The 25,035-nt window shown below is 33.0% G+C and carries 25 protein-coding genes; 11 read left to right on the top strand and 14 right to left on the bottom strand.

What is annotated here, in order from left to right; genetic code table 11:
• Positions 1 to 32 precede the first annotated feature (32 nt).
• Complete coding sequence (locus IRZ78_RS04620; protein ID WP_228520363.1) at positions 33 to 353, bottom strand: DUF4834 family protein; 321 nt, start codon at positions 351 to 353, stop codon at positions 33 to 35.
• Between the two features lie 89 nt (positions 354 to 442).
• Here IRZ78_RS04620 and IRZ78_RS04615 point away from each other — a divergent pair, with 89 nt between their 5' ends.
• Entirely contained in the window at positions 443 to 1,420 is a 978-nt protein-coding gene (locus tag IRZ78_RS04615) for a transporter (protein WP_194615405.1), read from the top strand.
• 52 nt (positions 1,421 to 1,472) lie between these two features.
• Positions 1,473 to 2,591, top strand: a complete 1,119-nt coding sequence (locus tag IRZ78_RS04610; RefSeq protein ID WP_194615404.1) for a GTP cyclohydrolase — start codon at positions 1,473 to 1,475, stop codon at positions 2,589 to 2,591.
• A 295-nt stretch (positions 2,592 to 2,886) separates the two neighbouring features.
• Here the strand turns inward: IRZ78_RS04610 and IRZ78_RS04605 are convergent, their stop codons facing one another.
• The 6 genes from IRZ78_RS04605 to IRZ78_RS04580 all read right to left on the bottom strand — a co-directional run bounded on the left by IRZ78_RS04605 (position 2,887) and on the right by IRZ78_RS04580 (position 7,778).
• Positions 2,887 to 3,366 (bottom strand): hypothetical protein, encoded by a 480-nt coding sequence (locus IRZ78_RS04605; RefSeq protein WP_194615403.1) that lies wholly within the window; start codon positions 3,364 to 3,366, stop codon positions 2,887 to 2,889.
• 116 nt (positions 3,367 to 3,482) lie between these two features.
• On the bottom strand, positions 3,483 to 4,745 hold the full coding sequence (locus IRZ78_RS04600) for a pyridoxal phosphate-dependent aminotransferase family protein (protein WP_194615402.1): 1,263 nt from the start codon (positions 4,743 to 4,745) through the stop codon (positions 3,483 to 3,485).
• Positions 4,746 to 5,132: 387 nt separating this feature from the next.
• Positions 5,133 to 5,405: a hypothetical protein gene (locus IRZ78_RS04595; protein ID WP_194615401.1), complete on the bottom strand. Its 273-nt coding sequence runs from the start codon at positions 5,403 to 5,405 to the stop codon at positions 5,133 to 5,135.
• A gap of 547 nt (positions 5,406 to 5,952) precedes the next feature.
• The gene (ric, locus tag IRZ78_RS04590; RefSeq protein ID WP_194615400.1) at positions 5,953 to 6,675 is read right to left on the bottom strand and encodes an iron-sulfur cluster repair di-iron protein; all 723 of its coding nucleotides are present in this window, start codon (positions 6,673 to 6,675) and stop codon (positions 5,953 to 5,955) included.
• Positions 6,676 to 6,788: 113 nt separating this feature from the next.
• Positions 6,789 to 7,307: an azurin gene (azu, locus tag IRZ78_RS04585; RefSeq protein WP_194615399.1), complete on the bottom strand. Its 519-nt coding sequence runs from the start codon at positions 7,305 to 7,307 to the stop codon at positions 6,789 to 6,791.
• A gap of 24 nt (positions 7,308 to 7,331) precedes the next feature.
• Positions 7,332 to 7,778: an Rrf2 family transcriptional regulator gene (locus tag IRZ78_RS04580; protein WP_194615398.1), complete on the bottom strand. Its 447-nt coding sequence runs from the start codon at positions 7,776 to 7,778 to the stop codon at positions 7,332 to 7,334.
• A 204-nt stretch (positions 7,779 to 7,982) separates the two neighbouring features.
• Here IRZ78_RS04580 and IRZ78_RS04575 point away from each other — a divergent pair, with 204 nt between their 5' ends.
• Both IRZ78_RS04575 and IRZ78_RS04570 read left to right on the top strand, forming a co-directional pair.
• Positions 7,983 to 8,765, top strand: coding sequence for an NYN domain-containing protein (locus IRZ78_RS04575; protein ID WP_065447804.1), 783 nt, complete (start codon positions 7,983 to 7,985; stop codon positions 8,763 to 8,765).
• Between the two features lie 34 nt (positions 8,766 to 8,799).
• Positions 8,800 to 10,311, top strand: coding sequence for an FMN-binding glutamate synthase family protein (locus IRZ78_RS04570; RefSeq protein WP_194615397.1), 1,512 nt, complete (start codon positions 8,800 to 8,802; stop codon positions 10,309 to 10,311).
• Positions 10,312 to 10,372: 61 nt separating this feature from the next.
• Here IRZ78_RS04570 and IRZ78_RS04565 read toward each other — a convergent pair whose 3' ends face one another.
• The 3 genes from IRZ78_RS04565 to IRZ78_RS04555 all read right to left on the bottom strand — a co-directional run bounded on the left by IRZ78_RS04565 (position 10,373) and on the right by IRZ78_RS04555 (position 12,634).
• The gene (locus IRZ78_RS04565) at positions 10,373 to 10,804 is read right to left on the bottom strand and encodes a hypothetical protein (RefSeq protein WP_194615396.1); all 432 of its coding nucleotides are present in this window, start codon (positions 10,802 to 10,804) and stop codon (positions 10,373 to 10,375) included.
• 239 nt (positions 10,805 to 11,043) lie between these two features.
• Entirely contained in the window at positions 11,044 to 11,448 is a 405-nt protein-coding gene (locus IRZ78_RS04560; RefSeq protein ID WP_194615395.1) for a hypothetical protein, read from the bottom strand.
• A 4-nt stretch (positions 11,449 to 11,452) separates the two neighbouring features.
• Positions 11,453 to 12,634, bottom strand: a complete 1,182-nt coding sequence (locus IRZ78_RS04555; protein WP_194615394.1) for a glycoside hydrolase family 88 protein — start codon at positions 12,632 to 12,634, stop codon at positions 11,453 to 11,455.
• Between the two features lie 231 nt (positions 12,635 to 12,865).
• On the opposite strand from IRZ78_RS04555, the gene IRZ78_RS04550 reads away from it, so the two are divergent.
• On the top strand, positions 12,866 to 13,237 hold the full coding sequence (locus IRZ78_RS04550) for a DUF2809 domain-containing protein (protein ID WP_194615393.1): 372 nt from the start codon (positions 12,866 to 12,868) through the stop codon (positions 13,235 to 13,237).
• On the opposite strand, the gene IRZ78_RS04545 is transcribed toward IRZ78_RS04550, so the two are convergent.
• Positions 13,234 to 15,012 carry an ABC transporter ATP-binding protein gene (locus IRZ78_RS04545; RefSeq protein ID WP_194615392.1) on the bottom strand — a complete coding sequence of 593 codons (1,779 nt, stop codon included), beginning with the start codon at positions 15,010 to 15,012 and terminating at the stop codon, positions 13,234 to 13,236. The genes IRZ78_RS04550 and IRZ78_RS04545 overlap by 4 nt on opposite strands.
• Positions 15,013 to 15,104: 92 nt before the next feature.
• On the opposite strand from IRZ78_RS04545, the gene IRZ78_RS04540 reads away from it, so the two are divergent.
• The 3 genes from IRZ78_RS04540 (at position 15,105) to IRZ78_RS04530 (ending at position 18,851) form a co-directional block, all read left to right on the top strand.
• Complete coding sequence (locus IRZ78_RS04540) at positions 15,105 to 15,683, top strand: non-canonical purine NTP diphosphatase (RefSeq protein WP_194615391.1); 579 nt, start codon at positions 15,105 to 15,107, stop codon at positions 15,681 to 15,683.
• Positions 15,684 to 15,887: 204 nt separating this feature from the next.
• Positions 15,888 to 17,810, top strand: a complete 1,923-nt coding sequence (locus IRZ78_RS04535; protein WP_194615390.1) for a DEAD/DEAH box helicase — start codon at positions 15,888 to 15,890, stop codon at positions 17,808 to 17,810.
• 267 nt (positions 17,811 to 18,077) lie between these two features.
• Positions 18,078 to 18,851, top strand: a complete 774-nt coding sequence (locus IRZ78_RS04530) for a carboxypeptidase-like regulatory domain-containing protein (protein WP_194615389.1) — start codon at positions 18,078 to 18,080, stop codon at positions 18,849 to 18,851.
• Positions 18,852 to 19,160: 309 nt separating this feature from the next.
• On the opposite strand, the gene IRZ78_RS04525 is transcribed toward IRZ78_RS04530, so the two are convergent.
• A complete protein-coding gene (locus IRZ78_RS04525; protein WP_194615388.1) occupies positions 19,161 to 20,621 on the bottom strand; it encodes an aminoacyl-histidine dipeptidase in 1,461 nt (486 codons plus the stop codon).
• Positions 20,622 to 20,858: 237 nt separating this feature from the next.
• Here IRZ78_RS04525 and IRZ78_RS04520 point away from each other — a divergent pair, with 237 nt between their 5' ends.
• The 3 genes from IRZ78_RS04520 to IRZ78_RS04510 all read left to right on the top strand — a co-directional run bounded on the left by IRZ78_RS04520 (position 20,859) and on the right by IRZ78_RS04510 (position 23,252).
• Positions 20,859 to 21,920, top strand: coding sequence for a DUF3810 domain-containing protein (locus tag IRZ78_RS04520; RefSeq protein WP_194615387.1), 1,062 nt, complete (start codon positions 20,859 to 20,861; stop codon positions 21,918 to 21,920).
• 196 nt (positions 21,921 to 22,116) lie between these two features.
• Entirely contained in the window at positions 22,117 to 22,611 is a 495-nt protein-coding gene (locus IRZ78_RS04515) for a sigma-70 family RNA polymerase sigma factor (protein WP_089481356.1), read from the top strand.
• A gap of 8 nt (positions 22,612 to 22,619) precedes the next feature.
• Positions 22,620 to 23,252, top strand: a complete 633-nt coding sequence (locus tag IRZ78_RS04510) for a hypothetical protein (protein WP_194615386.1) — start codon at positions 22,620 to 22,622, stop codon at positions 23,250 to 23,252.
• A 133-nt stretch (positions 23,253 to 23,385) separates the two neighbouring features.
• Here IRZ78_RS04510 and IRZ78_RS04505 read toward each other — a convergent pair whose 3' ends face one another.
• Both IRZ78_RS04505 and IRZ78_RS04500 read right to left on the bottom strand, forming a co-directional pair.
• Positions 23,386 to 24,216, bottom strand: a complete 831-nt coding sequence (locus IRZ78_RS04505) for a lysophospholipid acyltransferase family protein (RefSeq protein ID WP_194615385.1) — start codon at positions 24,214 to 24,216, stop codon at positions 23,386 to 23,388.
• 118 nt (positions 24,217 to 24,334) lie between these two features.
• Positions 24,335 to 24,991 carry a CoA pyrophosphatase gene (locus tag IRZ78_RS04500; RefSeq protein ID WP_194615384.1) on the bottom strand — a complete coding sequence of 219 codons (657 nt, stop codon included), beginning with the start codon at positions 24,989 to 24,991 and terminating at the stop codon, positions 24,335 to 24,337.
• Positions 24,992 to 25,035 lie beyond the last annotated feature (44 nt).

The following is a 25,035-nucleotide window of genomic DNA, read 5'->3' as shown; positions in this document are numbered from 1 at the left end:
AATGATGAATCCTATAACTCTAGGACACAAACTTAATCTATTTCTTCGTAATCAACATAATCGCCCACCTTTTTGGTTTCGCGTGGCTTTTTTGCATTGGCCGTATCGATAATAATTTCATCATTATTCGAACGTGTTTTTTGCCATGTAGTATCCTGACTATATTGTTGTTGTCTCTGAAAATTCTCTCCTGCTTTTTCAACCGCTTTCTTTACCAATACCGGCAAAAAGATTTTAGCTAAAAATTTAAAAATATAATAAAACGCAATAATCCACATTATCGTTTTAAACAAATTTGTAAAAGATGCTTCTTGCATGATCATATAATTTTTTTCCAAAATTAATAAATCCATTGTTTAAAATTAAAATATCAATCTTAAATAAATAATAAAATATAGTACATTTGAAATGCGTTATTACTTTTTAATCAAAAAAAACGTTTATGTTAAAAAATAAAAACTTATTTATTGCAACTCTTTGTTTAGTTCCTCAATTATTTTTCGCGCAATATACTGATGTTATTAACTCTAATCGTCCGGGTGAAACAATGTCTGCGTATGCAGTTGGAAAATCTGTAATTCAGGCAGAACTTGGTGTTTACGGCATCAAAGAAAAACACGATTTATTAAATTATGATGCAAGTGGTTTTGGTACAGATTTAACCCTGCGCTATGGTGCATTTTTAGAAAAATTAGAATTGATTCTGGACATACAATATCAAATGGAAAATTTTGATACTCCATACACCAGCTATAAAAAGAATAATTTCAGACAAACCGTTTTAGGAGCGAAATATTTAGTTTACGATCCTTATAAAAATTACAAAAAAGAAGCCAATATATACAGTTACAAAGCCAATCATAGTTTTAACTGGCATGAACTAATTCCTGCAGTTTCTATTTTTGCAGGAGCCAATTTTACCGGAGCTGACAATCCGTATTACTTTTCTCCGCAATCTGCAATATCGCCTAAAGTGGCTTTGATTACGCAAAATTTATTTGGAGGAGGAAAATGGGTATTTGTAACCAATATTATTGCCGATTATATTACAACCGATTATCCTAGTTATGGTTACGTATTAACACTAACACACGGATTTAATGACAAATGGTCTGGTTTTGTTGAAAATCAAGGTTATAAAAGCGATTTCTACAGTGATGCCATTGTTCGTGGCGGAGCTGCTTATTTAATCAATTCTAATCTTCAGGTTGATGCTTCTGTTAGTACCAATTTCAAAAACACACCTTCAGTTTTATATGGCGGAGTTGGTGTTTCGTGGCGTTATGACGGAAGTTACAAAGAAAAACAAATGGAGTTTAAAGGTAAAGAAAAAGCAAAAAAGAACAAGGACAATCAGATGGAACAAAGAGAAATCGATTACCAGGCAAAAGAAAGAAAGCGTAAAGCGAAATACGAATAATTTTAATAACCAACTTCTCTAAATAAAGAGACAATTTACATACTGAATCTTAATGATTACAATTAAAGAAGCCAAAACCAAAAAGGAATTAACCGACTATGTGAAATTTCCGTTTTCTCTCTATAAAGACAATCCGTATTGGGTTCCGCCTATTATTGCAGATGAACTAGAGTCTTTTGACAAAACAAAAAATCCTGCTTTTGATAATGCCGAAGCCTATTTTTATCTGGCCTACAAAGACAATCAAATTGTGGGAAGAATCACAGCCATCATCAATTGGGCTGAAGTCAATAATCAGCACAAAAGAAAGGTTCGTTTTGGATGGTTTGATGTTATCGATGATATCGAAGCAACAAAAGCTTTATTAGAAAAAGTATACGAATTAGGAAGACAACATAGTCTGGAACACGTTGAAGGTCCAATGGGATTTTCGAACCTGGACAAAGTTGGTGTTCTTACAGAAGGTTATAACCAGATGGGAACCATGATTACATGGTACAACAATCCTTATTATGTGACCCATTTTGAACAATTGGGCTTTCAGGTAGAAAAGGAATATATCGAAAGTATTTTTCCGTTTTCGAATGTTAAACCTGAATTTTTTCTCAAAGCACAGGAATTAATCAAAAAAAGATACGGTTTAAGATCACTAACCTTTACCAAAACAAAAGACATTATGCCACACGTGGATAAAATGTTTGATTTGTTTAATGAATCTTATGCTAAATTGGCTTCGTTTGTAGCGATCTCAGATGTTCAGAAAGAATATTTCAAGAAGAAATACATCAGTTTTATCAATCCTGAATATATTAAATTTGTTGTGGATAAAGAAGATAATCTGGTGGCTTTTAGTATTGTAATGCCAAGTTTTTCTGAGGCTTTGCAAAAAGCAAAAGGAAAACTATTTCCGTTTGGATTTATTCATCTATTAAAAGCACGAAAACAAAGTAAAGATGTTGTTTTTTACCTTATCGGAGTTCATCCGGATTACCAAAACAAAGGAGTTACAGCTATCATTTTTGATGAATACTATAAAACATTTTCAGAAAAAGGAATTCAAAATTGCATTAGAACTCCTGAATTAGCCGAAAATACAGCTATTCATTTACTTTGGAAAAACTTTGATCCAAAAATTCATTGCCAAAGAAAAACATATCTGAAATATCTTTAGTTTTGAGTTTAAACATTAAAAATATTAAATGCCAATCATTAAAATTTGTAATGAATGCGAAAGTGAGTTTTATAAACAATCTTCCATAATGGAAAATTTATGTCCTGAATGCGCAAGTGTTTTGTACGGATATAAAAATTGCCAGCATGAATTTGTAAATCACCGATGCAAAAAATGTTATTGGAACGGAAATTCAAGTGATTACGTAAATAAAATAAAACCATAGCAAAATATAAAACTAAAAAATCCATTCTCCCTAAAGAATGGATTTTTTAATAATAGCGGAATAAAGAGATTATTCTGCTTTACAATCAACTTTTGTCAATGTATTTTTTTGATCAAATTTTAGTAGTTTTTTATCCTTAAAGGAAACTTTACCATTTGCTTCTACAACATCACCATATCCTTCATAAAGAATCCCTTCTCTTTCAATAAAAGCAACCTCTCTGATAGATGAAACTCCTTCTGACATAAAAGTATAATCGGCAATCAAAGTATCACCTTTCATATTCCCTATCAAAGTCCCTTCATTTTTATCTTTTCCGGCTATATTATAGCTTAATTTTCCATTTACTTCCTGATGTGAGTTAACATTATAACTCAGTTCAATTTTACTGGCACCTGTTGATGCATAACATTGATCTCCTGATGGCTCAACGATTTGAGCTTCTTTTGGTGCTTTTGGTGTAATTTCTACCGGTTCTGCAACTTGATCTTTTTTACAAGAAGCAAAAACACTTAAAGTAATAATTGTAACGGCTAGTATTTTCTTCATGTTCTTTTGTTTTTAAAATTAGTTGATATAAAATTACTTTAAATAAAAAAAATCCATTCGCATAACGAATGGATTTTTTTACATAATTCCCATATCAGGAATTTATTTTCTAGAAATTAAGCATCCAGATCTACTGTGGTTCTGCTTGCAATTTCTTTATAAGTACCGTTCTCTAATTTTTCACGTATTGCTTCAAATGCTGTTAACGTTTCATCGATATCAGCCAAAGTATGTGAAGTTGTTGGAATCATCCTTAACAAAATAATTCCTTTTGGGATTACCGGATAAATTACAATCGACAAGAAAATACCGTAGTTTTCTCTTAAATCGTTTACCATTACCATTGCTTCCGGAACACTTCCTTCTAAATAAACTGGTGTTACACAAGTATTTGTATCTCCAATATTGAAGTTTCTTGAACGTAATCCGTTTTGTAATGCATTTACGTTTTCCCAAAGTTTGTCTTTCAACTCAGGGTGATTACGCAATAATTCTAAACGTTTCAATGAGCCAATGGTTTGAATCATTGGCAATGCTTTTGCAAACATTTGAGAACGTAAGTTGTATTTTAAATAATCAATAATATCCTGATCAGCAGCTACAAAAGCTCCAATATTAGCCATTGATTTTGCAAAAGTAGAAAAGTAAACATCGATACCGTCCTGAACTCCCTGCTCCTCACCTGCTCCGGCTCCTGTTTTACCAAGAGTACCAAAACCGTGTGCATCATCTACTAATAAACGGAAATTATATTTTTCTTTTAGAGCTACAATTTCTTTTAGTTTACCCTGTTGTCCTCGCATTCCAAAAACACCTTCGGTAATAAATAAAATACCTCCGCCTGTTTCTGTTGCCATTTTAGTAGCACGCTGCAGGTTTTTCTCCATACTTTCAAGATCATTGTGCTTGTAAGTAAAACGTTTACCCATATGCAAACGAACACCATCAATGATACAAGCATGAGAATCTACATCGTAAACAATAATATCGTTTTTAGTTACCAAAGCATCAATGATAGATACCATTCCTTGATAACCAAAATTCAATAAATATGCAGCCGGTTTCATTACGAACTCAGCTAATTCGTTTTCTAATTGCTCATGATATTTAGTATGTCCTGACATCATACGAGCTCCCATTGGGTAAGCTGCTCCAAACTGAGTTGCAGCATCAATATCCGCCTGACGAACCTCCGGATGATTCGCAAGACCTAAATAGTCATTCAAACTCCAATTTAAAATATCTTTTCCACCAAATTTCATTCTTGGACCAAGTTCCCCTTCTAATTTAGGGAATACAAAATATCCCTCAGCTTGTGAAGCCCATTTTCCTAATGGTCCTTTATTGTTCTGAATTCTTTCGAATAAATCTTTTACCATAAATATATTTTGAAGTAATAATTTTCATTTAACAGGGTGCAAAAATAATGATTATTATTCTAAAATCGAGTTTGCCCTTTATTTTTATTAAAAAAATCAGGTAACATCGATCAAATCGTATTTATTTTTAACGCTTCCCGACTATAAATTAATTTTAGAATCACAGAGAATTTCAAATTTAAACAATGATATTCTGCAACATGACTTTTATCATTATAAAAGACAAAACCGTCCCTTAATTTTACATTGTATTAAAAACAAAGCTAAATTGACTTTAAACAAACATTTTATATCAACAATTAACAACAACCATAAACTAAAAAATTACGCATTTTAAATAGATTGATTCATTAGTAAGAGATAAGGGCGATTTTAATTAATCGGCCCTTATTTTTTTATTTTAATTTCTGATGTAATAATCAATACCAAACCCAAAACAATTAATACACTTGCTCCAAAAATAGCTTCATAATATCCTGGCAATAATCCTTTACCAAAGTAAAAAAGTCCTCCATGCAGAAACAGAATTATCTCTGTAAAAACATATCCAAAAATAAAACACTGTACTCCTGATTGAACTAAAGAAGATTTATCCGAAAGTAAATTGTTCTGAAACAGAATTCCAAGCAAAAATTCTGTAATAATTCCTAAAGTAGTCAAATGAATAAAACCTATTACCAGCCCCCTAATTTAATGAGACAATGTAGCTATATCAGAAAATAAAAGCAGTAGCTGAACAATAACTTTAAGAAATAAGGAACAAATTGCAAAACTATAAATGCTTTTTGCAGTAGTATTTAAACCCGCTTTGAACCAGGAAATCTGCGGTTTTAGCATTTTATAAAAATACATAAAGGCAACAAGTTGCAATATAACACTCATACCATTAACAATACCTATTAAATCATTTTTGACATACCAACTTACCGGAAAGGCTACTGTTGCTATTGTTGAAATAATAAGCAAAGCAAAAAGCTGTAATTGACATTATTTACAGGAAATAAAAAAAATGCATTAAGTGAAGCTATCAGAAAATTAAAAAGACAAACTATTATCCAGCTCTTTTGTACGCTTATTTTAGTTAGGAATTTCATTTTTTAATGAGATTAAAAATATTTCAGAAAAACGTAATCAATTTTTAATTAGTAGAAAATGCACTGAAAAGTTGTAACAACCTGCCAGTGCATTTTTTTTTAGAAAAATGATTTTAAGAAAATTCTTTTTCCAAAATAATAGCTTTAGGAAACAATATATTATTTTCTAAATGAATATGTGTATGCAGGTTTTCTTCAAACTCTCTTAGCATTGCAAATGTTACTTTATAAGTTGTACAGCCCTCGCTTGGCGCTGTGTAATCATTCGTCAGATCAGAAATTTCACCAAATCGCTCCCCTTCTACTTCATGTTCATGCATCATCATGGCAATTGGATTAGTCACTGATTCAAAACCTGGCTGAAGAACAGCTTCATCTCTTTCTTTAGCTTTTACCATGTTTTTAATAAAAGGAAACAAAATGGCTTCTTCTTTTTTCATGTGTTGTGATAATTCAGTAACACATTGATTAAACAACTCATTTATCCTGAACAATTCAGGATGTCGGCCTCCATGAACATTACAAAGTTTGTTTAAAAACTGAATTATAATCACCGATTTATCTACCACATATCGATGATGCGTTTTTTCGATATAATCTGCCAATAGATCCAAAGGCCACGAGTTAAAATCGATAGCATTCGAATCTTCAGCAAGTAAGACTTCGTTGATCTTTTTAAGCAAAACCCTTGTATCTACATTTTGCTTGATACAAACTTCATTAATTGTTTTATGTCCTTTACAGCAAAAATCAATTTTATATTTTGAAAACACTGCTGCAGTTCTAAAATCCTCTGCAACAAAAGCCCCAACTGTTTTATCCCTTAAATTTTCCATAATCATTATTATTTTTTTTCTTTGATATCTATATCTTTTCAATAAAAGACAAATTAATCTTTTATTAGTTAAAGAAAAAACCCTAACCCAAAAGAGGATTAGAGTCCTTTTATTTATTCTACAATCAAAACACCCTTCATCATAGCAAAGTGTCCTGGAAACGAACATAAAAAATTATATCTTCCTTTTTTATCAATAGTAAATTCGACTGTATCTTGTTCTCCACCGCCAAGTAATTTGGTATGAGCAATAATCGACGCTTTTTCTGAGGCGGGGATATAATCTGTTTCCTGAGCCGCTGCAGCTTTAACAGCAAAATCTGCTTCATTGGTACCTTCCTGCAAAATCACAATATTGTGTCCCATTGCCTGCTTAGGAATTTTACCAATATGTTTTAGCGTTAAGGTAATTGGTTTTCCGGCTTCAGCTCTTAATTCTGTCGTATTAAACTGCATTTGATCATCCCCTGTAATAACCAAAACATTACTCGCTGCTGCAGGATGTCCTTCATCAGATGTATTTTCGTTTATTTCTGTTGATTCGTCTGTTGTTGCAGCATCTTTTTTTCCGCAAGAAGTTATTGCCAAACATCCCATTAGCAATAAAATCGAAATTTTATTTTTTTTATTCATTTCTAATTATTTTAATTTTTTATATTATTCTCTATCATTTATTCTTAGAAAAAAATCGCCCTTTTTTACTCCTGAAGCAAGCTGTTCTAAAGTGGTATTAGTCAGCATCTCTAAAAGCAATTCGCGCACTTTTTTAAACTCTTTATGCACCGGACAAGGTTTTGTTTCTGAACATTCTTTTAATCCTATACCACAACCTTTATATATAGTATCGCCATCTATCGCATCAACAATCTGGATTAATTTAATCGATTTTACAGCACTATCAGAAACTTCAAATCCTCCTCCTACTCCTTTTGATGATTCGATGATTCCGTTTTTAGTTAAAATCTGCATTATCTTGGCCGTAAAAGGTTCTGGCGAATCAATTTCTTTGGCAACATCTTTTATTCCAACCCTAATTCCTTTTGAAGATTTAGTAGCAATAAATATAGAAGCTCTGATTCCGTACTCGCAGGCTTTTGAAAACATAGAAAAATTTGTTGATTGAACTACAAATATATTCAAATTCAATATAAAAGACAAGTTTATCTTTAATAGTTTTAATTATAATAAAACTCTTATTTATAACCAAAATAATTAATATACCACAAAACACTTATTCGGGATCAAATTCTAATAAAAACCAATTTTAGTTTTACCTTTGGAAGTACTAATTTTTCTAACACCTAAAAAATGGCTTTAAGCAACTCAAAAGATCTCAAATTAGCCGTTCTTATTGATGCCGATAATGTGCCTTACAGTAATGTAAAAGGCATGATGGAAGAAATAACAAAATTTGGCACACCAACCACAAAACGTATTTATGCAGATTGGACCAAACCAAATTCTAATGGATGGAAAGCTGTTTTACTAGAACATGCCATTACACCCATCCAACAATATAGTTATACGGTAGGTAAAAATTCATCAGATTCTGCTTTAATTATCGATGCCATGGATTTGCTCTATTCAGGAAAACTTGACGGATTTTGCATTGTTTCCAGTGATAGTGATTTTACCCGTTTGGCCATAAGGCTAAGGGAGTCCGGGATGAAAGTAATTGGTATTGGAGAAAAAAAGACTCCAAATTCTTTTATTGTTGCCTGCGACCGATTTATTTACATCGAAGTTCTTGACGGTGCGATCCAGAAGAAAAAGCCAAAAACAACAGCCGCAGCCGATGCTAAAAAACCGGTAGAAAAACCTGCTGAAAAAGCATTACATAAAATTGACGCTCCCACCATCGAACTTATCGAAGCTACGATCGAAGATATTGAGGATGATGATGGCTGGGCATTTTTAGGAGATGTTGGAAATTTAATTGTAAAGAAAAAACCAGAATTTGACCCAAGAAATTATGGATTTTCTAAACTTACACCAATGTTAAAATCGCTGACTGATATTCTTGAAATCGACGAAAGAGAATCAGATAAAAAAGGCATAAAACACGTTTATGTGCGCCTGCGATTCAATTAATTATTAAACTATTACCCATTAATTTTTTACGAACATGAGAAAAAAATTCTTTATTTACGGATTCTTATTGTTTATAATTGTTGTTACAATTTATTTTTACACCAAGCGCGGTTTTTTACTCGTTATTATTATTCCGATATTATTAGTTATTGGTGTTTATAATACGCTACAAAAAAAGCATGCTATTTTAAGAAACTTTCCTGTTTTGGGTTATTTCAGGTATTTATTTGAAATGATAGCGCCAGAAATTCAGCAATATTTTATCGAAAGATCTACTGACGGAAAACCTTTTTCAAGAAATCAGCGTTCCTTAGTATATCAAAGGGCGAAAAATATCGATTCGAATACACCTTTTGGAACGCAACAAAACCTAAATCATGATAGTTATGAAGGGATAAAACATTCTATTTTTCCGGCAAAGGTCAACGAAGAATTACCTCGTGTACTGGTTGGAGGAAAAGATTGCAAGCAACCTTATCTAGCTTCTATATTTAATGTTTCGGCCATGAGTTTTGGTTCGTTAAGCGAAAATGCAGTTCGCGCCATCAACATTGGTGCGAAAAAAGGAAACTTTTATCAAAATACAGGAGAAGGTGGTTTAACAGATTATCATCTTGAAGGCGGCGGAGATATTACCTGGCAAATTGGTACAGGATATTTTGGATGCCGTGATGCTGAGGGAAATTTCAGCCCTGAAAAATTTTCAGAAAAAGCCAATCTTCCTAATGTTAAAATGATCGAGATTAAGCTTTCGCAAGGAGCAAAACCTGGTCACGGAGGTGTACTTCCAGCGGCTAAAAATACCGTACAAATTGCTAAAATAAGAGGAGTTGAGCCACATACAATGATTCTTTCTCCTCCTGGTCACCATGCTTTTTCAGATGTAAAAGGGCTTATTCATTTTGTTGCACAACTGCGTGAATTATCAAACGGAAAACCTATTGGTTTTAAATTATGTATAGGAAACACAGCCGAATTTGAAGCTATTTGTCACGAAATGATTGCTGAGGATACTTACCCTGATTTCATCACGATTGATGGTGCAGAAGGCGGAACCGGAGCTGCACCGTTAGAATTTGCCGATGGTGTCGGAATGCCTTTTGAACCTGCCCTGATATTTGTAAATAAAACTTTAGTAGGTTTAAATATTCGTGATAAAATACGCATTATTGGCAGCGGAAAAATCATTTCGGGTTACTCTATTTTACATGCAATTGCGTTAGGTGCCGACATGTGTAACAGCGCTCGTGGTTTTATGTTTTCACTAGGCTGTATTCAGGCTTTACGTTGTCATAATAACGAATGTCCTACCGGAGTTGCCACCCAAAATAAAATGCTGATGAAAGGTTTGGTTGTCACTGATAAATCAGATCGTGTATATCATTTCCACAAAAACACCTTACATGCTGCCAATGAACTTTTAGCAGCAGCAGGCAAAAAGAGCTTTGCTGATGTTGATATTAATATCTTCATGCGCGGCGATGAGTTTGGTCATTTATCAGATTCTTATTTCCCGGATATTCTAACCAATGTTACTAAACGATAAAAAAATAAAGCCTCTTTGTAATCTGAACAAAGAGGCTTTTTCTTTTATTATTTTCTTAAAACTATAGTTTGGCAGTTACCTTTTCTTTAGAATCTCCGTTTTCTAAAACAGCTAATTCTTCTTTATCGACTACTCGCTGCGCAAGAATCGCATTATTATACGCTAAAAAATACACATCAAATTTTACTCCTTCTTCGATTAATGTTTTTGAAATTTGATCATTTTTGATCATTTCTTTCAGCAAATCAGGAAACGACTCTTTGTAAGTCAATTTATTTGCGTCGTTTTCTTCTAAATTGGTTTCAATTCTAATTTCAATTTTATTGTCATTCAAAAATGCTTTTGCGGTTGTACTGGTAATCCCACTTCCTTTTATTGATGACGAATTATTATAAGTACTTACATGTTCCTGAATTTTTTGTTTGGTATTTTTACAACTTACCAATAATAAAGCAATCATAACAGTAAATGCGATTTGGGTAATTTTTTTCATAAATTTTTATGTTTTAGATTATTTTTTAACTCAAACATAATGAACTTTTCAAACAAAAGCAACATCATTTCATAAAAATAAAGTATGTAATTATTTAACTACAAATAAATTATCATAAAATAAATAAACATTTACAATAAAACCGAGACCTCATTTTATCAAATTGACTACTTAAAACAAATAAAGAAGCCGCTTTAAAAACAATTAAAGCGGCTTCTTTACCATTATAAAATAAACTATTACTGTAATAATTCATTTATGGATTCTTTGTTTATAATCTCTTTTACAAGAACTGTATTATCATCAGCCAAAAAATAAGCATCAAACTGAATCCCTTCTTCAACAAGTTCTTTAGGAATTTGATTTTTACTGATCATTTCTTTCAGTAACTTAGGAAATGATGTATTCGCTTCTACTTTATTAGATTCATTTTGCTCTAGATTGGTTTCAAAACGCAATTCGATTTTATCATCATTTATATAACCTCTCGCGGTTGTAAGCGTAACATCATCAGCCTTAAAACCTGCAGCCGTACTATTATAAGTCTTGACATATTCCTGAAGTTTTTGTTTTGCATTTTTACAGCTTACCAGTACTACAACAAGAGCAATGGTAAACGAAATTTGGATAATTCTTTTAATCATAGCATTAGTTTTTTAATTTTTGAAGTCTTAAAAGTGCTTCAAGATAATAATAATCTGCATAATTTATCGAACAATCTATTTCACTTCCGGCAGGTTTATGTCCTGTTGAATGAAGTAAAAATGCCGAATTTACGTCATGACTTTGGTAATTCTCTGAAAGTGACACAATCATCTTTTTGGACTTTGTTAAAAATTCTTTCTTAAGATTGGCATCTTTTGTATACAAACTTAACTCCATAAGTGCCGAAGAAACAATAGCTGCAGCCGAAGCATCCCTAGGTTCATTAGGTATTCCCGGCGCATTAAAATCCCAATACGGAATTAAATCTTCTGTCGTTAATCTGTCTAAATAAACACGTGCCAGTTTATGTGCAAAATCTAAAAACTTAGGATCTTTTGTTTCTCTATAAACCATCGTAAAACCATAAATAGCCCACGCCTGGCCTCTCGCCCACATACTATCATCGCTATAACCTTGTGCGGTTCTTCCTTTTATTTTTTTACCAGTTTCATAATCGTAGATAATAACATGATACGAAGTGTAATCTGGCCTAAAATGATTGTTCATCGTAGTTTCGGCATGTTTTACCGCAATGTCATACAACTTTTTATTCCCGCCATTTTTAGAAGCCCAAAAAAGCAATTCTAAATTCATCATATTATCGATAATCGTATTGTGACCACCCATTTTATTGTGAGGCCATGATAATATAGTACCTACTTTTGGATTAAAAAGTGTTGCCAAAGTATCTGCCGTTTTCAGGATAACATCTTTGTATTCTGGATTTTTTGTCAACCGATACCCGTTTCCAAAACTATTGAAAATCTGAAAACCCAAATCATGATCGTTAGCTTTGCTAACCGACAAAGGTTTTAAAAACTGACTGAACTTGTCTGCTTCTTTTTCCCATTTTTTATCTCCCGTTGCTTCGTACAAATACCATAATTCTCCTGGCCAGAATCCACTTGTCCAATCTTTATAATTAACAAATTTCCAATCCTTACTTCCGTTAGGAACCGTTCTTGGCGAAGTTCCGTCATCCGGAATTACTTTTAAAGTTTTCGATGCCTGTTCTGCGCAATATTCGAGTTGCTTTTTCACATTAAACGAATTCTTTTTTTGAGAGTAGCCGTTACTTGCAAATAAAAATAAGGTCAAAAACAAAGCTGTAAATCTTGTATTCATGTGGTTATTTAATTAAATAGAAAAATTATTAGTTTTTTTTTGAATCGATAAATTTATAAAATAAAGTAAACTTATTTAACGGTTTGTATTTTTCGTTCCCTAAAAATGTACTATCAAAGCCTTTTTTTTCTTTGTTTCTCTTTGTCAAAGCTTGGGACTTTGACAAAAAGAAATCACCATCATTTACAAATAAAAGATTTAATATAAATTTGCTTCCAAATCTAACTAAGCTTGAAAAAATCCAGAATCTATTATTTCATCATTCTTTTATTGATTATTTTTCTTGGAATCTTCTCCAGAAAATTTGATACAATACCATTGTGTACCGGAGATTTCCTGTACGCGGTAATGATGTATGTTTTGATTAGAATACTATTGATCGAAAAAAAAGCAAACCAAATCCTGTTTTTTTCTTTGTTGATTTGTTACACCATTGAGTTTTCCCAACTTTATCAGGCGGATTGGATAAACGAATTTAGAAATACTCTTTTAGGAAGATATACCTTGGGACTGGGTTTTCTATGGAGCGATATTCTGGCTTATACTTTTGGAGCTTTGATTGCTTTTACTACAGAAAGAATCGTTTTAAGAAACAGAAATTAATCAAGCGTCTGTGTAATTTTATCAATATTCAGGCTATTTGCCATTGCGGTAAATATTTGATAGTACACTGATTTATTATCATACAATTCGTCATGAGTTCCTTTTTCGACACACCTTCCTTGTTCTAAAACTATTATGTTCGCCGCATCGATAATTTGAGAAATACTGTGCGAAATAATAATTACGGTTCTGTCTTTTTTAATCGCATCGAGTGATTTTTTTATTTGCTCTGTGGCAATAGCATCCAAACTTGCAGTTGGTTCATCTAGGAAAATAATTGGCGGATTTTTCAAAAACAATCTCGCAATTGCAATTCGCTGTTGCTGACCTCCTGAAAGTAAATGTGCATCAGAGTCATACCCTTTTGGCAATTGAATAACCTGATCATGAATATAAGCTTGTTTTGCAGCTTCAATAATTTCATCTTGTGAAGCATCTGGTTTTCCGTATAAAATATTTTCGGCGATCGTGCCTTTAAAAATATGATTCTTCTGCAATACCAATCCAATGTTTTTACGAAGAAAGTCAGTATTGTAGTCATTTAAATCTACTCCATCCAGGTATATTTTTCCGGATGAAGGCAGGTAAAACTTATCCAGTAAATTAATGATAGTACTCTTTCCAGCTCCGCTTAAACCAACCAAAGCAGTTGTTTCATTGGGTTTAATGGCAAAATTGATATCAAAAAGGGCTTTTGTTCCGTTTGGATAAACAAAATCAACGTTTTTAACTTCTATAAGACCTATTATTTTTTCCGGAATATAATCGCCCGTGACTTCTTTTTCATTATCCGATTCTAAAATATCAAAGAATCCTTCAGAATAAATCAGGGCATCATTTACTTCATCATAAATACGGTGCAATTGTCTGATGGGTGCAGATACATTATTAAACAACATAATATGAAACATGATTGCACCAATTGTCATTGTATTATTCAGTACAAAATAAGCCGTTAGAATAATGATAATTACTACGCCTATTTGTTCTACAAAACCTTTTACACTTTCAAAAATAAAACTGGTTTTTCTGGTCTCGAGTTGATTTTCGGTCATTTCGAACTGAATATCTTTATGACGATCCGCCTCCATAGGTTCCCGAACAAACGATTTTATAACCGTTATAGATTCGATTAAACTTATGATTCCGTTATTTTTGGTTTCGCGATAATTACGCATTCTTCGTCTAAAACCACTTAGTTTAGTGGCTTGCAATTGACTGATATAAAAATAAATCGGAATAATACATAAACTCACCAAACCCACATAAACATTGGCATAAAACATAATCCCCAGCGCTACGAAAGCATTTGCAAACAAAGGCAGAATATCAATGAAGAAATTCTGGACCAATCTTGTCAGGCTGCTAATTCCGAGATCAATCCTGGTTTGAAGTTTTCCGCTTTCATTTTCATTAGAAGTATAAAATTCCATTCGATAACTCAGGATTTTTTCGACAATTGCCTGCGATATATCACGTGTTATAAAGATGCGTAGTTTTTCGCCATAAAACTTCTGACCAAATTGCACCACGGAATAAATCAATTCTTTAGAAAGTAAAACGATACTTATTATACCTAATAAATGAAACCCTTTTGACAAAGGTTCGTGCGCCACCATAAGATCACTAATTGAATCTACTGTGTACTTTAATATTAATGCATTTACCTGAGCGGCAAACGATCCTAAAAAAGTAAGCAATAAAGTAGCAATAACCATCTTTTTGTAAGGCTTAACAAAAGGAGTTATTTTTTTGTATAATAATGATATCTGCATTTATTTGTATTTCATGTCGCATATCAAATATAAGAATTCTAAATTTGTGTTTTTGGAATTACCCTCAATAATCAACTTTAAAATATATCGTCATGCAATTGGTTTTCGCCTCAAACAATCTTAATAAAATCAAAGAAATTCAAAGTATTCTAAACGGATCGATTCAATTATTAAGTTTAGAGGAAATTGGCTGTCACGAAGAGATTCCTGAAACTGCCGAAACAATTGAAGGAAACGCCATTTTGAAAGCCAATTATCTAACTGAAAAGTATGGTTACGATTGTTTTGCTGATGATACCGGTTTAGAAGTTACCGCTTTAAACGGAGAACCAGGCGTGTATTCAGCACGTTACGCGGGAGAACAACGCAATGCTGATGATAATATGAATAAACTTCTGGAAGCTTTAGCCAATAAAGAAGATCGAAGTGCACAATTTAAGACTGTTATCGCATTAAATTTAAAAGGAAAACAGCATTTATTTACCGGAATTGCAAAAGGAAGCATTATTCTTGATAAAACAGGAAATCACGGCTTTGGTTATGACCCTATTTTTCAACCGGAAAATTATACTGAGACTTTTGCTGAACTGGCCTCAGACGTTAAAAATAAAATCAGTCATCGTGCAAAAGCAACTCACCAACTAATTGATTTTCTGAATGCAGCAAAATAATTGTTTAGAATACAACATTTTACAGCCCAAAATTTATATTTCACGACGTATTTTTCCCGAATTTTCTGGATTGTCAGACAGAAATCGTGCTACAGTAAACATAACTTTTTGATAATCAAATCATAACAAATACATAATTCTTAAAATAGCATTAGTTTATCTGAATAATTAACAGTAATTTTGCACCCTATTTTAAATACATATATGAATAAATTTGAACAATTAGGATTGAATGAATCGTTACTGAAGGCGATTTTAGATCTAGGATTTGAGAATCCGTCAGAAGTACAGGAAAAAGCGATTCCCCTATTATTGGAAAAAGACACGGATATGGTTGCGTTGGCTCAGACAGGGACAGGGAAAACGGCAGCTTTCGGTTTTCCGCTAATTCAAAAAATTGATGCTGACAACAAAAATACACAAGCATTAGTTTTATCGCCAACACGAGAACTTTGTTTACAGATTACCAACGAACTTAAAAACTACTCAAAATACGAGAAAGGTATTAATGTGGTAGCAGTTTACGGCGGGGCTAGTATTACAGAGCAAGCTAGAGACATTAAAAGAGGAGCACAGATTATTGTGGCTACTCCGGGGAGAATGCAAGACATGATCAACAGAGGTTTGGTTAACATTAAAAATATAGATTACTGTATTCTTGATGAGGCTGACGAAATGCTGAACATGGGATTTTATGAGGATATCGTATCGATTTTATCAGATACTCCAGATCAAAAAAGTACATGGTTGTTCTCTGCAACTATGCCACAAGAGGTTGCCAGAATTGCAAAACAATTCATGAGCGAACCGGTTGAAATTACTGTTGGAGCTAAGAACTCAGGTTCTGCAACAGTTTCTCACGAATTTTATTTAGTAAATGCACGTGATCGTTACGAAGCTTTAAAACGTTTAGCCGATGCAAATCCAGATATTTTCTCTGTGGTTTTCTGTCGTACTAAAAGAGACACACAAGCTGTAGCTGAAAAATTAATTGAAGATGGATACAGCGCTGCTGCATTGCACGGAGATTTATCTCAGGCGCAACGTGATGGTGTAATGAAATCTTTCCGTGGAAGACAAATTCAGATGCTTGTTGCTACTGACGTTGCTGCACGTGGTATTGACGTTGATAATATTACTCACGTAGTAAATTACCAACTTCCTGACGAAATTGAAACTTACAATCACCGTTCTGGACGTACTGGTAGAGCTGGAAAATTAGGAACTTCTATTGTAATTGTTACAAAAAGTGAGTTGCGTAAAATTTCTTCTATCGAAAGAATCATCAAACAAAAATTTGAAGAAAAAACTATTCCATCCGGAATCGAAATTTGCGAAATTCAATTGTTGCACTTAGCAACTAAAATTAAGGATACTGAAGTTGATCATGAAATTGACAACTATTTACCAGCAATTAACAATGTTCTTGAAGATTTATCTAAAGAGGAATTGATTAAGAAAATGGTATCTGTAGAATTTAATCGTTTTATCGCTTACTATAAAAAGAACAGAGATATCTCTGCTCAATCTGGAGAAAGACGTGAAAGAAGTGATTCTGAGCCAAGAGAATTCAATAACAACGGAGCAGTTCGTTACTTTGTAAACATTGGTTCAAGAGACAACTTCGACTGGATGTCTCTTAAAGATTATTTGAAAGAAACATTAGACTTAGGTCGTGATGACGTTTTCAAAGTAGATGTAAAAGAAGGTTTCTCTTTCTTTAACACTGATCCTGAGCACACTGAAAAAGTAATGGAAGTATTAAACAACGTACAATTAGAAGGACGTCGTATTAATGTTGAAATTTCTAAAAATGATGGTGGCGGAAGACGTGACCATAACGGGCGTTCTGGTGGCGGAAGAAGTTCTGGAGGACCAAGAAGAGAAGGTTCTGGCGGAGGAAGCTTCGGACCAAGACGTGAAGGTTCTGGTGGAGGATTCAGAAGCGACAGAAACTCTGCTCCTAGAGAAGGTGGTTTCAGAAGCGACAGAAACTCATCTGCTCCAAAAAGAGAAGGTGGTTTCAGAAGTTCAGCTCCAAGAAGCGAAGGTAGTTCAGACAGAGCTCCAAGACGTTCTGAAAGCTTTGGTGATTCACCAAGACCAAGAAGACCAAGAAGAGACTAATAAGTCAATATCTTAAAATATAAAATCCCAAATCCCAAACATAACTGGAATTTGGGATTTTTTTTTGTTTTAAGAATTCCACTTCCCATATATATATATATATATATTCTTTTAGCATCCAAAACAATGTAATCGAATCTTCTCTATCCTATTTTATTTAAATATAAAAAGCACCACTACTACCTTTGTTAATTTTCTGATAATTATCTTCGAAGACTGCGAAATATTTAATCCCTATTTAGTACTTTTAGTGCTTTAAATCAGGATATGAAATATTTCGCAGTTTTCTTTTTTACACTACTATCTACAATTGGTTTTGCACAAGACAGTGAGTCTACTGTACCCCAAAGAGTATCTGGTTATATTATTAACGATAATAGCAAACAACCACTTGCCAATGTTAATATTATCAACACCAACAAAGTTCGTGGCGCAAAATCTGATGCCAAAGGATATTTTGAGATAGATGTTCAGCTAAACGATACGATTCACTTTTCGATTCTGGGATTTCAATCTCTAAGAATCAGGGTAACGAATGACTGGATAAAAAATAAAGTAACCCGAATTCAGCTTACTGAAAAAGCAATTGCTCTTGAAGAAGTTATTATTGCTCCTTTTAATTTAACAGGATATCTTGAGGTCGATTCAAAATTAATTCCGACAAAAGAAAACTATCGTTATAGTATTTCAGGTCTTACACAAGGTTATGAAGCAGGCGAATATTCCCCAAATGCTTTTGGAAAAGTTTTAGGATCTATTTTTAACCCCGCCGACGTACTCTATGGTTTCTTTGGAAAAAACGGAAAAGAACTCAAGAAGTTAAAGGAAATGAGAAAAGATGACACTGTTCGAAATCTCTTAGAATCAAAATACGATCGCGAAACTGTCTCAGTATTATTAGGCATTAGCAAAGACGAAATTCCTGAAATTTTACAGCGTTGTAACTATTCAGAAGCTTTTATACAATCAGCAAACGATTTACAAATTATGGATGCTATTAATGGCTGTTACGAACAATATAAAGTATTGAAGAGAAATTAAACCGTCTACTTAAAACAATATCTAAATCCTCAATTTTATAAATTGGGGATTTTTTTATGCATTTAGGATTTTAAAAACCTTACATTTACTATTAAAATAATAACACAAACAAAATCAACATATTATGGCTAAGAGTCAGGATGCTAAGAAAACAGCAAAAAAAGAACCGTTAAAAACGGCCAAAGAAAAGAAAGAAGAAAAAAGAGACAAGAAAAACAATCCTAAAAGAGATTAATTTTAGTTTTCAGTCGCGGTCACAGTTTTCAGTCTCAAACGAAACTGAAAACTGCGACTGAAGACTGAGACTCATTACTTAACCGGAATATTAGAAAGAATTTCTAACACAAATTTCCAATATTTTTGAGCCGAAGAAATACTAGCTCTTTCATCCGGAGAATGCGCTCCGTGAATTGTTGGACCAAAAGAAATCATATCCATATCTGGATAATTTGTTCCTAAAATTCCACATTCTAAACCAGCATGACAAGCTACCACTTTAGGCTTTTCATTATTTTGTTTTTCGTAGATTCCAACCAAAGTATCTAATATTTCAGAATTTACATTTGGCGTCCATCCTGGATAAGAACCAGATAATTCAACTTCACAACCTACCAATTCAAAAGCAGAACGTAATGCATTCGCCAAATCAAATTTTGAAGTTTCTACAGATGAACGCGTTAAACATCCAATAGAGATTTCTCCATCTTTTACGATAACACGGGCAATATTATTTGAAGTTTCAACTAAATCTTCCATATCAGCACTCATTCTGTAAACTCCATTGTGAGCTGCATAAATAGCGCGAATAATTCCTTCCTGAACACCTAAATCCATTACTTTTTCCGGTAAATCGCATTTCACGATTTCGATCGATAAATTAGGCTCAGTCGTTTTGTATTCAGCTTTGATATCATTGATGATTTCCTGCATATCAAAAATATACGCTTCATCAAACATTTCAGAAATAATTACTTTTGCAACACTTTCTCTCGGAATTGCATTTCTTAAACTTCCTCCGTTAATTTCAGCAACTTGCAAACCAAAGTTTTCAAATGCATCAAATAACAAACGGTTCATAATTTTATTGGCATTACCCAAACCTTTATGAATATCCATTCCTGAATGGCCTCCATTAAGTCCTTTTACGGTAATAATATGTCCAACCGATCCTTCCGGAACTTCTTCTTCATTATAGCTTCTTGTAGCTGTTACATCGATTCCACCAGCACAACCTATATCAATCTCATCATCCTCTTCTGTGTCTAAATTCAAAAGAATCTGCCCCTGAAGGATTCCTCCTTTTAAGTTTAAAGCTCCTGTCATTCCAGTTTCTTCGTCTATAGTAAACAAAGCTTCGATTGCAGGATGCGGAATATCTTTACTTTCAAGAATAGCCATAATTGTCGCTACTCCCAACCCATTATCAGCACCAAGTGTTGTACCACGCGCACGAACCCAGTCACCGTCTACATACATATCGATTCCTTGTGTATCGAAATCAAAAACAGTGTCTGCATTTTTTTGGTGCACCATATCAAGATGTCCCTGCATAACGATTGCTTTGCGGTTTTCCATTCCTGGTGTTGCCGGTTTTCTGATAATTACATTTCGAATTTCGTCTTCAAAAGTTTCTAAACCTAAGCTGTTTCCAAAGTTTTTCATAAACTCGATCACACGTTCTTCCTTCTTTGACGGACGTGGAACTGCATTTAAATCAGCGAATTTATTCCATAGCGCTTTAGGTTCCAGATTTCTTATTTCCTGACTCATTATATTTTGTTTGAAGTTTAACAATTAAGAGTTCCAAAGTTACAAAGTTTATATTTTTTTTCGCCACGAATTTCACGAATTAGCACTAATCTTATTGAAATTAAAATACAATTTCACAAATACTATCCTGTTTTCCAAAATTACAAACGTTTAATTAGTGAAAGTTCATGGAATTTGTGGCTAACTTTTTTTATCAATCAATATTGTATTTATATTTACCCATCCAAAATTTATACTTTGAAATCAAAATACATCTTACCTTTATTTCTTCTTTTGCAAATTATCCTATTAAAGATTCTTCGCTTTTTCCCTGAATTTATAGAACAATTTTATAGCAACGGATTGTATTTAAAAACCTCTTACTTTTCGAGGATCATTTTAGGCAGAATTCCATTTTCGGTTGGAGATTGCATTTACTCTGTTTTGATTTTATTTTTAATTCGATGGATCTGGAAAACCAGAAAAACCTGGAAGGTTCAGTGGAAAGATAATGTTCTAAAAGCTTTAAGTGTATTATCTATATTCTACTTTTTCTTTCATTTACTTTGGGCATTTAACTATTATCGCGAGCCTCTTTTCAAAAAAATGAAAATTCAAAGAGAATATACTGATGCTGAATTATTGGTATTTACCAAAAAACTAATTACCAAAACAAATGAAATTCAGCTTCAAATTACTAAAAATGACAGTGCCAAAGTAATTTTTCCGTATTCTCAAAATCAGGCTTTCCACATGAATTTAACTGGTTATGAAAATCTGGCCAATGAATATCCTTATTTCAAATACGAGATTTTAAGCGTCAAAAAATCACTTTTTAGCTTACCTCTTACCTACATGGGTTTTGGCGGATATTTGAATCCGTTTACCAATGAAGCCCAGGTAAATGATTTACTGCCAATGTACAATTTCCCTGTTACAAGCTGTCACGAAATGGCGCACCAAATGGGGTATGCCAGCGAAAGTGAATGTAATTTTATTGGCGTTTTGGCTTCGGTAAAAAATCAGAATTTATATTATCAATACTCAGGATATAGTTTTGCCTTGCGTTATTGTTTAGGCATCTGGCAAGCAAAAGATGAAAAAATATTTAAACAATTAAAGAAAACCGTTCACGTTGGTATTTTAAAAAACTATCAGGAAAGTCAGGATTTCTGGAAACAATATGATACTTTTATAGATAAAGGTTTTCATGCTTTTTACGATAATTTTCTAAAAACAAACAATCAAAAGGACGGAATGGAAGGCTACAGCAAATTTGTAGACCTGATGGTGAATTATTACAAAACGCGAGAATTATAAAAGTTTACCACGACCCGAGCGTTAGCGAACAGGCGAAGCAATTACACAAATTATCACGAATTTTTATCATTTAAAAACAAATTTTAAATATTCTTCTAATTAATAACTTAGTCATAATTCGAGAAATTTGTGAAATTCGTGACTAAAAAAAAGAAAATTATTGTAACAAAAGTGATTTCAACACTACTAATAGATTATGAGCGAAAATCTAGAACAGTCATTTGTTGCGCAATTGCAGGCAAATCAGAATATAATCCACAAGATTTGTAGGTTATATACTGCCGGCGAAGATGCTCATAAAGACTTGTTTCAGGAAATTACCATTCAGTTATGGAAAGCTTATCCTAAATTTAGGGGCGATAGTAAATTTTCGACCTGGACGTATCGCGTTGCCTTAAATACCGCCATTACCTTATATCGAAAAACCAAACGAACCGTATCGACTGTAGAGTACGAGAGTCATCAGCATTTTATAAAAGATGTCGATTACAATTATGAAGAAGAAGAACAGATTAAATTGATGTACAAAGCCGTTTATCAGCTTAATGACATCGAAAAAGCATTAGTTTTTATGTATTTGGAAGACAAAGATTATCAAGAAATAGCCGAAACCCTCGGAATCAGCGAAGTGAATGCACGTGTGAAAATGAACAGAATTAAAGGGAAACTTAAAAAAATACTAAATCCTTAAAAATTATTATGAAAGAACTGGATTTATTAAAAAAAGACTGGAAAAAGAACTCGGATTCTTTTCAACAAATTTCTGAAACAGAAATCTACAAGATGATTCATAAACAATCTTCTTCAACCGTGAAGTGGATTTTGGTTATCAGTATTTTGGAATTTTCATTTTGGACTTTCTCTAATTTATTTATAAATACTGATGATTTGTTACGAAAAATGAATCATCCGGAAATTGTCTTAGCCCTTGACATTTTAACTTATTTCAATTATGTAGTGGTGCTGTTTTTTGTAATTAATTTTTACAAAAACTATAAAACGATTTCAACAACCGTCGCTACAAAAACACTAATGAGTGCTATTTTAAGAACTCGAAAAATAGTTCAGTATTACGTATGGTACAACTTAGGAATGCTTGTTATCATTTGTATATTTAGCTATTTTATCACCTTTGTGTACAATCCGGACATGGCATTTTTAAGAGAAAAATTAGCTGCAGACGGGAAAGCGATGTTCTTTACTGTGGGAATTTTAATTTTGACAATACTAGGATTACTGGGTATATTCTGGTGTATTTACAGATTACTTTACGGAACCTTATTGCGTAAATTATATGCTAATTATAAGGAGTTGAAGAAAATTGATTTCTAGGAAAGGGACAAAGCTGCAGAGGGACAAAGGGGCAAAGTTTTTTTTTAAAGTTCCTAAGATTCTAAGTTGTTAAGGCTCTTAAGTTTTTTTTTAAAACCTAAAACCTGAAACTTTATAAACCTGAAACATTTTTTTAATGTTCGCTTTCAGAAGCTTTGTAGCTCCATCTTCTCATTTCGTTAAGTTCTTCCTCTACTTTGATTTCTTCGGCTGGAATAACTTTTAAGAATGATGGATGCTGTTCGATAGCATATTCTACTTTTTCAACAATTTCATCAATTGTATCGTTTTCATAATCAATATCGAGAGGTTCTTTGATGATAAAAGATTGCAGAATCCCTTTCTTCTTCATTCGTAATCCTTTTTTATCAAATGAACGGCGGAAGCCGTCAATAACAATAGGAATTACAATAGGTTTATGTTGTTTAATGATATGTGCAGTTCCTTTACGAACTGGTTTAAACGATTTGGTAGTTCCTTGGGGAAACGTAATTACCCAGCCATCTTCAAGTGCAATCCTTATATTTTCTGTATCATTTGGGTTAACCTCACGTTTTTCTGTAACATCAACACCTTTCGAGCGCCATGTTCGTTCGACCGTAATTGCGCCAACATACGCTAAAATTCTTGGTAATAAACCAGCTTGCATGGTTTCTTTGGCTGCCACGTAGTAAATATTCATCTTGGGTTGCCACAGATAGCCAATGTTCTTAATAGTATCCTGACGTCCGCTTAAACTTGCGTTAAACACATGAAACATCGCCACAACATCGGCAAAATAAGTTTGATGGTTTGATATAAACAAAACATTTGTATCCGGAAGCGTTTTAATGATTTCAGATCCTTCAATCTGTAAGTCATTAAAACCCCTATACCTTCTATGAGTCATGGTACCCAAAATACGGATTAACCATTTCTTGATGAATAATATATGTCCAAAAGGATTTCGTTTAAACAATCCCATAGCTGTTTATTGTATTTTTATGTAGAACGCAAACATACAAAAATTATTCTTTTAGCAGAACTATAAAGCAATTTCGGAAATAAATTGTTATTACAATGAATATCAAATTGTTAAATTTCTACTTTTCCGATTTTAATTCAAAAGCAATTTTCAAAACATCCCTCAATTCACTTAAAATCATAGCGGTTGCTCCCCAAACAATATGATTTTGAATATTAAATGCCGGAACTAAAATGTTATTGGCATAAGAAGTTGACAATGTGGCTTCGACAATAATTTCGTCATTTAAAAATACAGATAAAGGTAATTCTATAATATCAGCTACTTCCCTAATATCGGGATAAAATAAAAGCTCTTCTTTGGCAATGCCCAAAAAAGGATGCACCAAAAAATTGCTTGGCGGAATATACATTGGGGTAAAATGCTTTACTATCTCTATTTTCTCGGGAGAAACCCCCACTTCTTCTTGAGTTTCTCTCAACGCTGTTTCCTGGTAATCTGAATCGGTCGTTTCGTATTTTCCTCCTGGGAAAGCAATTTGCGAAGAATGAACTCCGTTATAAGCATTACGAACAATTAATATCAAATGAGTTTTTTCGTTTTTTGGATAAAACAGCATCATTACGGCGGCAATGCGCGGATTTTCTATTTTTAAATCTAAATTCTTTAAGGCTTCTATGCGCTCTTTTGGAGCCATTTTTACATGTGAGGCAACTGCCGGTAGTTCAACTGGAATTAAATTAGGAACATATTGCAAAAAATCTTGAAAATCCATATTCAAAGTTTATTTTTGTATTTTCAAATAAAATATAAATATAG

The organism is Flavobacterium sp. CSZ, assembly GCF_015350725.1.
Taxonomy (GTDB): Bacteria; Bacteroidota; Bacteroidia; order Flavobacteriales; family Flavobacteriaceae; genus Flavobacterium.
Note: the sequence above shows the minus strand (reverse complement) of the source record. Positions and strands in the feature narration are given on the sequence as shown.